The organism is Streptomyces sp. NPDC107581 (assembly GCF_055657175.1).
In genome coordinates, this window is record NZ_JBVKBH010000045.1 from 1 (window position 1) to 12,562 (window position 12,562).

The 12,562-nt window shown below is 73.8% G+C and carries 2 protein-coding genes; both read left to right on the forward strand.

Annotated elements, in window-relative coordinates; translation table 11 throughout:
• A partial coding sequence (locus tag ACZ7P3_RS42285) for an SDR family NAD(P)-dependent oxidoreductase (RefSeq protein ID WP_472090010.1) occupies window positions 1-3,759 on the forward strand: 3,759 nt, incomplete at its 5' end.
• Window positions 3,760-3,858: 99 nt separating this feature from the next.
• The coding region (locus ACZ7P3_RS42290; RefSeq protein WP_472090011.1) for a type I polyketide synthase at window positions 3,859-12,562 on the forward strand (8,704 nt) is incomplete at its 3' end.

A 12,562-nucleotide genomic window follows, 5' to 3' on the forward strand; every position in this document is an offset into this window, starting at 1 on the left:
TCGGTGTCGTGGCCTGCGGGTGGTCGGGTGCGGCGTGCGGGTGTTTCTTCGTTCGGTATCAGTGGCACGAACGCGCACGTGATCATCGAGGAGGCACCGGCCGTCGAAGCCGGTGAATCCGGTGAGTCCGGTGACGGTGGTCGTTCCGGTGACTCCGGTCAGTCGGGTGCGTCCCGTGAGCCGGGTGCGTCCGGTGAGGGTGCTGCTGGTGGGGTGCCGGTGGTGTCGGGGCCGGGTGTGTGGCTGGTGTCCGGCCGCAGTGCTGCCGGCCTGTCGGCTCAGGCGGGTCGGTTGCGTGAGTGGGTGGGTGCGCGTCCGGAGCTTGAGTCCGCGGATGTGGCGTGGTCGCTGGCGGTGACGCGCTCGGTGTTCGAGCACCGGGCGGTCGTGGTGGGCGGTGACCGCGGTGAGCTGGTGTCGGGTCTGGAGAGTCTGGCGGCGGGTGTGTCCGCGGGTTCGGTGGTGTCGGGGGTGGCCCGGTCCGGTGGTCGGGTGGCGTTCGCCTTCGCGGGTCAGGGTTCGCAGTGGCTTTGCATGGGGTGTGAACTCGCCCAAGTCAGCCCGGTGTTCGCGGAGCGACTTGCCGAGTGTGAGAAGGCGCTCGCCCCTTATGTGGACTGGTCACTGGGCGATGTCCTGGCTGGTGCCGAGGGTGCTCCCACGCTGGAGGCGGCGGATGTGGTGCAGCCCGCGCTGTGGGCGGTGATGGTGTCGCTTGCGGCGGTGTGGGAGGCCGCCGGTGTCACCCCGGATGCGGTCGTCGGTCACTCGCAGGGTGAGATCGCCGCTGCGACGGTGGCGGGGATGCTGTCCTTGGAGGACGGCGCCCGTGTGGTGGCTCTGCGCTCGCGGTCGTTGAAGGTCCTTGCCGGTGCCGGCGGGATGATGTCGGTCACCCAGTCGGCCACGGCGGTCGAAGAGCGCATCGCACGCTGGGGTGAGCGTCTGTCGCTGGCGGCGGTGAACGGACCGGCGGCGGTGGTGGTTTCCGGTGAGCCGGAGGCCCTGGAGGAGCTGCGGGCCGAGTTGGAGGCGGAGGGTGTCCGCGCCCGGATGGTCGCGGTGGATTACGCCTCGCACTCGGCTCAGGTGGACCGCCTGGAGGACGAGATCACGTCCGTGCTGGCGGGGATCGCTCCCCGGCAGGGCCGCATGCCGATGGTGTCGGCCATGTCCGGGGAGGTGCTGTCCGGTCCGGAGCTGGATGCCGCGTACTGGTACGCGAGCCTGCGGGCGCCGGTCCACTTCGACCGTGCGGTACGGACCCTGGCCGGTCAGGGTCACCAGGTGTTCGTCGAGGTCACCCCGCACCCGGTGCTGCTGGGTGCCATGAACGACACCCTCGAAGAGGTCGCGCAGGATTCCGGTCCCGACGCGGTGGCCGCTGCTGTCTGCGGGACGCTGCGGCGTGATGACGGTGGTGCGCAGCGCCTGATCACCTCGCTGGCCGAGGCGTTCGTGAACGGTGTGGCGGTGGACTGGACCGTCGTACTGCCGTCCGCGGGCCGGGTCGAGCTGCCGACGTACGCCTTCCGGTACGAGCGGTACTGGCCGAAGGGTGCTCTGGGCTTCACGGCCGCGGGTGCCCCGGCGGGCGGGGACGGTGCGAGCACGGCGGCGGAGGCCCAGTTCTGGGCGGCCGTCGAGGGCGGAGACCTCACGCAGCTCGCCGACACGCTGGCGGTGGACGGTGACCGGCCGCTCAACGAGGCGCTGCCGGCGCTGGCGTCCTGGCGGCGCCGTGAGCAGGACCGGTCGGTGACCGCGGGCTGGCGCTACCGGGACAGCTGGGCGCAGATCGCCGAGCCCGACCCGCGCATGCTCTCCGGACTCTGGCTGCTGGCGGCTCCGGCCGGCCCGGCCGCCGAGGCCCTGAAGCAGGGATGTGCGGCGGCGCTCATGGCGCGTGGGGCCGGGGTCGTGGTGGTGGAGGTTCCGGCCGGGACCGTCGAGCGGGCCGATGTCGCCGGGCTGCTGGTGCGGGCGTTGCAGGGCGAGGGCGTGGAGCCCGGCGGTGTGGTGGGTGTGCTGTCGCTGCTGGCGCTGGACGAGGCGCCGTTGCCGGATCACCCGGTGGTGGCCGGTGGTCTGGCCGCGACGCTGGGTCTGGTGCAGGCGTTGGGTGACGTCGCAGTCGTGGCCCCGCTGTGGATCGCCACGTGCCGGGCGGTTGCCGCCGGGCCCGGGGACGAGCTGGCCAGTCCGGTGCAGGCCCAGGCGTGGGGCCTCGGCCGGGCGGTGGGTCTGGAGCACCCGGACCGCTGGGGCGGTCTGGTCGACCTGCCCGAGACGGTCGACGACCGGGCCGGCGCGCGGCTGGTGGCGGTGCTGGCCGGCTGCGGCGAGGACCAGGTCGCGATCCGGCCCACGGGGATCTCGGGCCGGCGGCTGGCCCGGGCGGCACGCTCCCGCGGTTCCGAGAAGCGGTGGACCACGCGGGGCAGTGTGCTGGTCACCGGCGGGACCGGTGCCATCGCCGGCCACGTGTCGCGGTGGCTGGCCGAGCGGGACGTGCCGCGGCTGGTGCTCACCAGCCGGTCGGGCCCCGGTGCCGAGGGGGTGGCCGCGAAGGCCGCCGAACTGGCCGAACGGGGCACCCGCGTGGACGTGGTGACCTGTGACGCGAGCGACCGATCGGCGCTGGCCGGGGTGGTGGACTGGACGGGGCGGACCGGTCCCGCGCTGTCCGCGGTGATGCACACCGCGGGCGTGCTGGACGACGGCGTGGTGGACCGCCTGTCGACCTCGCGCCTGGAAGCGGTGCTGGCGGCCAAGGCGGCGAGCGCGGCCCACCTGGACGAGCTGACCGCGGACCTGGACCTGGACGCGTTCGTCCTGTTCTCCTCGGCGGCGTCCACGCTGGGCTCGGCCGGCCAGGGCAACTACTCGGCCGCGAACGCCTTCCTCGACGGCCTGGCCGAACACCGGCGGGCCCGCGGCCTTGCGGGTGTCTCGGTGGCCTGGGGGCTGTGGGGCGGCGGTGGCCTGGCCGAGTCCAAGGAGGCGATCCGGTCCCGGATGAGGCGGCTCCCGATGCCGGCGATGGATCCGCAACTGGCCGTTCGAGCGTTGGGTGAGGTGCTCGAACACTCGGATGCGGTTGTCACGGTGATGGATATAGATTGGGCGCGGTTGGCGGCGGCCTCCGGTGCGGTGGACCTGCAACAACGTCCGTTGGTGCGGGACTTGCCAGAGGTTCGCCGGTTGGCCGCCGTGGGGGCGGGATCTGCTGATGTGGTGCGCGGTGAAGGGGAACTGGGTCGGCGCCTGGCCGGTATGGACCGGGCTGAGCAGGACCGGGCGCTGACCGATGTGGTGCGGGCCGAGGCGGCAGTGGTGCTGGGGCATTCCTCAGCGGCTGCGGTCCAGGCCAGGCAGGCGTTCAAGGAACTCGGCTTCGACTCGCTGACCGCGGTCGAGCTGCGGAACCGTCTGAATGCGGCGACCGGACTGCGGCTGCCTGCGACGTTGATCTTCGACTATCCGACGCCGGTGGCGCTCGCCACCTGGCTGCGGACGGAACTCGTCCAGGAAGAAGCAGCCCCGGTGCCGGTTCTCGCCGAACTCGACCGGCTCGAGGCTGCCTTGAGGGCCGAGTCGCTGGACGAACCGGCGCGGGAAGAGGCCACCGACCGGCTGCGTCGGCTGCTGGACGCCCTGGGCGCCCAGGACGCCGACATGAGCAGGAAGCGGCGTGAGGCACAACTCGACGCCGCCTCCGACGACGAGCTGTTCGCCCTCGTCGACGAACTCGATTGACCCCTGCCCGGGCCCGATGGGCTTCGCCCGAACAGGGTTGTCCCGCCCGCTCCGTGCGGTCGGCCTTCCCTCTGACTCTGCCGAACCTCTTCCTGGGAGCTGACCATGTCCGACGAGGACAAGCTTCGTAGTTACCTCAAGCGGGCCATCGCCGACGCCCAGGACGCCCGTGCTCGCCTGCGCAAGGTGCAGGAGCGGGCGGCGGAGCCGGTGGCGATCGTCGGCATGGCGTGCCGCTTCCCCGGCGGCGCGGCCACGCCGGAGGGGTTCTGGGAGCTGCTGGCCTCGGGCGGGGACGCGGTGGGCGGGTTCCCCACCGACCGCGGGTGGGACCTGGACATCTACGACCCGGACCGGGAGAGCGAGGGCACCTCGTACACCCGGTCGGGGGCGTTCCTGCAGTCGGCGGCGGAGTTCGACGCGGGGTTCTTCGGGATCAGCCCGCGTGAGGCGCTGGCGATGGACCCGCAGCAGCGGCTGCTGCTGGAGACGTCGTGGGAGGCGCTGGAGCGGGCCGGGATCGACCCCGTGTCGCTGCGCGGCAGCGCGACCGGAGTGTTCGCGGGCGGCTTCGCATCGGGCTACGGCCTCAGCGTCGCGTCCTCGGGCGAGGGCGCGTCCGGGGGCGAGGGCCACCTGATGACCGGCAACGCGACCAGCGTGCTGTCCGGCCGGGTGTCGTACGTGATGGGCCTGGAAGGTCCGGCCGTGACGGTGGACACGGCGTGTTCGTCCTCGTTGGTGGCGCTGCACCTGGCCTGCCAGGCGGTGCGGTCCGGTGAGTGCTCACTGGCGCTGGCCGGCGGTGTGACGGTCATGGTGACACCGGGCATGTTCGTGGAGTTCTCCCGGCAGCGGGGGCTGTCGGCGGACGGCCGGTGCCGTGCGTTCTCCGAGGACGCCGACGGCACGGGCTGGGCCGAGGGCGCCGGCATGCTGGTCGTCGAGCGGCTCTCCGAAGCGCGGCGGCTCGGCCACAAGGTGCTGGCGGTGGTGCGCGGTTCCGCGATCAACCAGGACGGTGCCTCGAACGGTCTGTCGGCCCCGAACGGCCCCTCGCAGCAGCGGGTCATCCGCTCCGCCCTGGCCGGCGCCCGCCTGTCGGCCGCCGATGTGGACGTGGTCGAGGCGCACGGCACGGGCACCACACTGGGTGACCCGATCGAGGCCCAGGCGCTGCTCGCGACCTACGGCCAGGAGCGGGCCGGGCAGGGGCCGTTGTGGCTGGGCGCGGTGAAGTCGAACATCGGGCACACCCAGGCGGCCGCGGGTGTGGCCGGTGTGATCAAGATGGTGCTCGCCCTGCAGCACGAGGAACTCCCGCGGACCCTGCACGCCGAGGAGCCGACCTCGCACGTCGACTGGTCGGCGGGAGACGTGCGGCTGCTGAGCCGGCCCGTGCCCTGGCCGGCCGGGGAACGCGCGCGCCGTGCGGGTGTGTCCGCGTTCGGGATCAGCGGTACGAACGTCCACGTCATCCTGGAGGAGACACCCGCCGAGGACGCCGGGTCCGGCGAGGACGCGCAGGGGAGCGCGGCGCCGCAGGACGGTGCGGCCGAGGCTGCGGATGCGGGCGCCGCTGCGCCCGCCGTGGTCGAGGCCGACGGTGTGAGCGCCTGGCTGGTGTCGGGCCGTTCGGCCGAGGCCCTGAGCGCGCAGGCGGCCCGGCTGCGTGAATGGGTCGTGGCGCGGCCGGAGGCGGAGCCGGCGGACGTGGCCTGGTCGCTGGCGACCACGCGGTCCGCGTTCGAGCACCGGGCCGTGGTGCTGGGCGGCGGCCGTACGGAGCTGGCCGCCGGGCTGGAGAGTCTGGCGGCCGGGGCGTCGGCGGCCTCGGTGGTGTCCGGGGTGACGCGTGCGGACGCGCGCGTGGGTCTGGTCTTCGCGGGCCAGGGCTCGCAGTGGACGGGCATGGGCCGGTCGCTCCACGAGGGCAGCCCGGTCTTCGCCGAGGCGTTCGACCGGGCATGCGCGCTGCTGGAGCCGGAGTTGGGCATCTCCGTCCGGGACGTGGTCCTGGGCGCCGACGGTGTCGACGAGGCCCTGGCGGACCAGACGCTGTACGCGCAGGCGGGGCTGTTCGCCTTCGAGATCGGCCTCGCCGCCGTGCTGAAGGCGGCGGGTGTGGTGGCCGACGCGGTGGTGGGCCACTCCGTGGGCGAGGTCGCCGCGGCACATGTGGCCGGCGTGCTGTCGTTGGAGGACGCCTGCCGGCTGGTGGCGGCGCGTGCCCGGCTGATGCAGGCGCTGCCCGCCGGTGGGGCGATGGCGGCGGTCAACGCGTCCGAGGCCGAGGTGCTCGCCGCTCTGGCCGACGTGCCCGGAGTGTCGATCGCCGCCGTCAACGGCCCGCAGTCCGTCGTCGTCTCCGGTGAGACGGACGCGGTCGAGCACGTGGTGGAGATGTGGCGGGAGCGGGGCCGCCGGGTACGGCGGCTGCGCGTGTCGCACGCCTTCCACTCCCCGGCGATGGACCCGGTCCTGGACGAACTCGGCGCGGTGGCGGCGGAGTTGACGTACGAGCGGCCGCAGCTGCTGTGGGCGGGTGCCCTGACCGGCGAGCCGGTCACCGAGTGCGAACCCGGGTACTGGCCGGCGCAGACCCGGCAGGCGGTGCGCTTCGCAGACGCCGTCGCGGCCCTCGCGGCGCAGGGCGTGTCGGTGTTCATCGAGGTCGGCCCCGACGGGTCGCTGTCGTCGCTCGGACCCGACGCGGTTGCGGGTGTCGAGGGCGAGGAGAGTGTGTTCGTCCCGGTGCAGCGGCGGGACGACGAGGGCATCGCGGGCCTGGTGACCGGTCTGGCACGGGCGTTCGTCCACGGCGTGGCCGTGGACTGGACAACGGTGCTGCCGGCCGCGCAGCAGACGGAACTCCCGACGTACGCCTTCCGGCACCAGCGGTTCTGGCCGCACAGCATTCTGTCGGTACTGCCCACGGCCGGATCCCCGGTGGGCGCGGACGGCGCCGGTACGGCCGCGGAGGCACAGTTCTGGGCGGCCGTCGAGGGCGGCGACCTGGCGTACATCACCGACGCACTGGCCGTGGACGGCGGCCGTCCGTTCAGCGAGATCCTGCCGGCGCTGGCCTCGTGGCGGCGGCGGGAACGGGACCGGTCCGTGACGGCGGGCTGGCACTACCGCGTGACCTGGGCGCAGATCGCCGAGCCCGACCCCCGCGTACTGACCGGGGTGTGGCTGCTGGTGACTCCGGCCGGGGCGGACGCCGGTGACCTGACCCGGGGGTGTGCGGCGGCACTGACCGCGCGCGGCGCCGAGACGGTCGTGGTCGAGGTCCCCGCCGGAACCGTGGACCGGGCCGACATGGCCGCACTGCTCGGCGAGGCCCTGCAGAACGCGGACGTGGAGCCCGCGACCGTGTCCGGCGTGCTGTCGCTGCTGGCGCTGGACGAGACACCGCTGCCCGAGCACCCGGTGGTGGCCGGCGGAGTGGCGGCCACCCTGGCCCTCGTCCAGGGACTCGGCGATGCCCGGGTCGCCGCACCGCTGTGGCCGGCGACGCGCGGGGCCGTCGTCGCCGGACCCGGTGAGGTGCTGGTCAACGCGGTGCAGGCGCAGGTGTGGGGCCTGGGCCGGGTGGTGGGCCTGGAGCACCCGGACCGGTGGGGCGGGCTGGTCGACCTGCCCGGGGCGATCGACGAGCGCGCCGGTGCGCGGCTGGTCGCGGTACTCGCCGGCTGCGGTGAGGACCAGGTCGCGATCAGGACGGCCGGGATCCTGGGCCGCCGCCTGACACACGCGCCGCAGGCCCGCGGTCTCGGCGAGGGCTGGGCGCCGCGGGGCAGCGTGCTGATCACCGGTGGAACCGGTGCGATCGCCGGCCACGTGGCACGGTGGCTGGCCGGGCGCGGTGCGCCGCGACTGGTGCTGACCAGCCGGTCCGGTCCCGGTGCCAAGGGCGCGGCGGCACTGGCGGCCGAGCTTGCCACGGCGGGCTCCGCCGTCGAGATCGTGGCGTGCGACGTGAGCGACCGCGCGGCTCTGGCCGGGCTGATCGCCCGGACCGGCGAGAGCGGTCCCGCGCTGTCCTCGGTGATGCACACCGCGGCCGTGCTGGACGACGGCGTCGTGGACCGGCTGTCCGTGGACCGGCTGGCGACCGTCCTCGACGTGAAGGCCGGAGCCTCGGTCCACCTCGACGAACTGACCGCGGACCTGGATCTGGACGCCTTCGTGCTGTTCTCCTCGGTCGCCTCGACGCTGGGTGCCGCGGGACAGGGCAACTACGCGGCCGCGAACGCGTTCATGGACGCCCTGGCGGAGGACCGGCGCAGCCGCGGGCTGGCCGGTCTCACCGTGGCGTGGGGCACGTGGGCGGGCGGCGGCTTCGCCGAGTCCAGCGAGGCGGTGCGACAGCGCGTCAAGCGGGGCGCGATGCCGGCGATGGACCCCCGGCTTGCCGCGCGCGCCCTCGGCGAGGCGCTGGACGGCCCCGATGCCGTCGTGACGGTGATGGACGTGGACTGGGCCCAGTTGGCGTCCGCGCCGGGTGCGGCGGACCTGCGGGAGATGCCGCTGGTGCGGGACCTGCCGGAGATCCGCCGGCTGGCCCCCGCCGGTGCGGGCACGGTCCTCGTGGAGCACGCCGAAGGCGAGCTGGCGCGCAGGCTGGCCGGGCTGGGACGCTCCGAGCAGGAGCGGATACTGACGGACCTGGTGCGGGCCGAGGCGGCCGCGGTGCTGGGGCACGCCTCGCCGGAGGCCGTGGAGGACCGGCGGGCGTTCAAGGACCTGGGCTTCGACTCGCTGACCGCGGTGGAGCTGCGCAACCGGCTGAACGCGGTGACGGGACTGCGGCTGCCGGCCACGCTGGTGTTCGACTACCCCACCCCGGTGGCGCTGGCCGAGTACCTGCGCGGGGAACTGACCGGCGAGGACGCGGGCTCCGGCGCGGTGGTCGTCGCCGCGGCGGCCTCGGACGAGCCGCTGGCGATCGTCGGCATGAGCTGCCGCTTCCCCGGTGGCGCGGGCAGCCCGGAGGAGTTCTGGAAGCTGCTGGCCACGGGCGAGGACGCCGTCTCGGGCTTCCCGGCCGACCGCGGCTGGGACACCGACAACCTCATTGACCCCGATCGCGAGTCCGACGGCACGTCCTATGTGCACGAGGGCGGATTCCTGTCCGGGGTGGGAGCGTTCGACGCCGGGTTCTTCGGGATCAGCCCGCGTGAGGCGCTGGCGATGGACCCGCAGCAGCGGCTGCTGCTGGAGACGTCGTGGGAGGCGCTGGAGCGGGCCGGCATCGACCCGGGCGTGCTGCGCGGCAGCGCGACCGGTGTCTACGCCGGCGGCTTCTCCTCCGGCTACAGCATCGGCATGGCACTGGCGGGCCAGGGCGCTTCCGGCGTCGAGGGCCACATGCTGACCGGCAACGCGACCAGCGTGCTCTCCGGCCGGGTGTCGTACGCGCTGGGCCTGGAGGGCCCGGCGGTGACGGTGGACACGGCCTGCTCGTCGTCCCTGGTCGCGCTGCACCTGGCCGCGCAGGCGCTGCGGTCCGGGGAGTGCTCGCTGGCGCTGGCCGGCGGCGTCACGGTGATGGCGACACCGAGCACGTTCATCGACTTCTCCCGGCAGCAGGGGCTGTCGGTGGACGGCCGCTGCCGTGCCTTCTCCGCGGACGCGGACGGCACGGGCTGGGGCGAGGGCGTGGGCATGCTCGTCGTCGAGCGGCTGTCGGACGCCCGGCGCAACGGCCACAAGGTGCTGGCGGTGGTGCGCGGCAGTGCCGTGAACCAGGACGGCGCGTCCAACGGTCTGACGGCCCCGAACGGCCCCTCGCAGCAGCGGGTCATCCGCGCCGCCCTGGCCAACGCCCGCCTGTCGGCCGCCGATGTGGACGTGGTCGAGGCGCACGGCACCGGCACCACGCTCGGCGACCCGATCGAGGCCCAGGCACTCCTCGCGACCTACGGCCAGGACCGGCCCGAGGACCGGCCGCTGTGGCTGGGCTCGGTGAAGTCGAACATCGGCCACACCCAGGCGGCGGCCGGCATGGCGGGCATCATCAAGATGGTCCTGGCCCTGCAACACGAGCAGCTGCCGCAGACGCTCTACGCACAGCAGCCGTCCCCGCATGTGGACTGGTCGGCGGGCGAGGTGCGGCTGCTGACCGAACCGGTGTCCTGGCCGGCGAACGGGCGGGTGCGACGGGCGGGTGTGTCCTCGTTCGGCATGAGCGGTACCAACGCGCACGTCATCCTCGAAGAGCCCCCGGCCGCCGGGATCAGCGAGCCCGAGCACACCGTCGACCGGGCCGCCGGCCCGAACGCGGCTCCGGTGGTGTCGGGTTCCGGTGCGTGGCTGGTGTCGGGCCGTTCGGCCGAGGGCCTGACGGCGCAGGCGGCCCGGCTGCGCGCCTGGGTCGCGGAGCGGCCGGAGGCGGAGCCGACGGACGTGGCGTGGTCGCTGGCGACCACGCGGGCGGCCTTCGAGCACCGGGCCGTCGTGGTGGGCGGTGACCGCGGCGAGCTGGTGGCCGGTCTGGAGAGCCTGGCCGACGGGGTGCCCAGCGGCGCGGTCGTCTCGGGTGCCGCACGCACGGGTGCGCGGACGGCGTTCGTCTTCCCGGGGCAGGGTTCGCAGTGGCTCGGTATGGGACGTGAACTCGCCCAGGTCAGCCCGGTGTTCGCGGAGCGGCTGGCGGAGTGCGAGAAGGCGCTCGCTCCGTATGTCCCGTGGTCGCTGTCCGATGTCCTGGCCGGTGCGGAGGGTGCTCCCGCGCTGGAGGCGGCGGATGTGGTGCAGCCCGCGCTGTGGGCGGTGATGGTGTCGCTGGCCGCGGTGTGGGAGGCCGCGGGTGTGACCCCGGATGCGGTGGTCGGTCATTCGCAGGGTGAGATCGCGGCGGCGACGGTCGCGGGGATGCTCAGCGTCGAGGACGGCGCCCGTGTGGTGGCCTTGCGCTCGCGGTCGTTGAAGGTGCTGGCCGGTGCGGGCGGAATGCTCTCGGTGAGTCAGTCGGCCACGGCGGTCGAGGAGCGGCTTCCGCGTTGGGGTGAGCGTCTGTCGCTGGCGGCGGTGAACGGCCCTTCCGCCGTGGTGGTCTCCGGTGAGCCGGAGGCGTTGAAGGAGTTGCAGGCGGAGCTGGAGGCCGAGGGTGTCCGGGCGCGGATGGTCGCGGTGGACTACGCCTCGCACTCGGCTCAGGTGGACCGCTTGGAGGAGGAGATCGTCTCTGTCCTGGCGGGGATAGCTCCGCGTCAGGGCCGGGTGCCGATGGTCTCCGCGATGACGGGCGAGACCCTCACCGGCGAGGAGTTGGACGCCGCCTACTGGTACGCGAGCCTGCGGGCGTCGGTGCGCTTCGACCGCGCGGTGCGTGTGCTGGCCGGTCAGGGCCACCAGGTGTTCGTCGAGGTCTCCCCGCACCCGGTGCTGCTGGGTGCCATGAACGACACCCTCGAAGAGGTCGCGCAGGACGCCGGTCCGGGCGTGGTGCCCGCTGCCGTGTGCGGGACGCTGCGGCGGGACGACGGCGGGGCGAGCCGTGTGATCACCTCGCTCGCCGAGGCGTTCGTCCAGGGTGCGGCGGTCGAGTGGACCGCGGTGCTGCCGGCCGGCGAGCAGGTGGAGCTGCCGACGTACGCCTTCCGGCACGAGCGGTACTGGCCCGAGGGCCTGCTGTCCCTGTCGCTGCCGGGCCAGGACGCGGTGTCGCTGGGCCTGGGTACGGTGGATCACCCGCTGCTGGGTGCGGCGGTGGAGCTGGCCGGCGGCGCCGGGCTGGTGTGCACGGGCCGGCTGTCGGTGCGTACGCATCCGTGGCTGGCGGACCACGCGGTCGGTGGTGTGGTGCTGCTGCCGGGCACCGGTTTCGTGGAACTGGCGGTACAGGCCGGTGACCAGGTCGGCTGCGGTCTGCTGGAGGAACTGACGCTGCAGGCACCGCTGGTGGTGCCCGCCGACGGCGGTGGGGTCCAGATACAGGTGGTCGTCGCTGCCGCCGACGGTGACGGGCGCCGGACGATCGAGGTCTTCTCCCGCCCCGATCAGCCCGGTACACAGCAGGCATGGGTGCAGCACGCCAGTGGCGTGATGGCCCCCGCCACCGCGGCCGGCCCGGCTGACGAGGATCTGCTGGTGTGGCCGCCGGAGCAGGCCGTGCCGATGGACATCGCCGATGTGTATGCGGTGCGTCTGGCGGATGTGTACGGTCCGGCCTTCCACGGATTGCGGGCCGCCTGGCGTCGTGGGGAGGACATCTTCGCGGAGGTGGCGCTGCCGGAGTCGGTGGCGCAGGAGGCGGGCGCGTTCGGTCTGCACCCGGCCCTGCTCGACGCGGCCCTGCACGCGGGGATCGCGGCGGATGCGGCCGATGCGGACGCGGCGAATGCGGGTGCGGGCGAGCCGGGTCAGGTACGGATGCCCTTCGCCTGGACGGGCGTGGAGCTGCACGCCAGTGGTGCGTCGGTGCTGCGGGTGCGGCTGCGCCGTGATGCGCAGGGTGGTCTGTCGCTGACGGCCGCGGACACGACCGGAGCCCTGGTCGTGTCGGTGGGCTCGCTGGTGAGCCGCCCGGTGTCGGCAGGCCAGCTCCAGGCGGCTGACAACGGGTTGGCCGACGTGTTGTTCGTCCAGGACTGGGCTGTGGTGCCGGAGGCTGTGGTTCCGGACGGGGAGTGGGCGCTGGTCGGTGCCGACCGTTTCGGGCTGGTGGAGGGGTTGGGGGCCGTTGGGGTGCGGGTGCGGTGCTTCGCCGGTGTCGGTGAGGTGGCTGCGGCGGTCGAGGCGGGTGAGATCGATCCGCGGATGGTTCTGGTGTGTGCCGGGGCTCTGCTGGGTGACA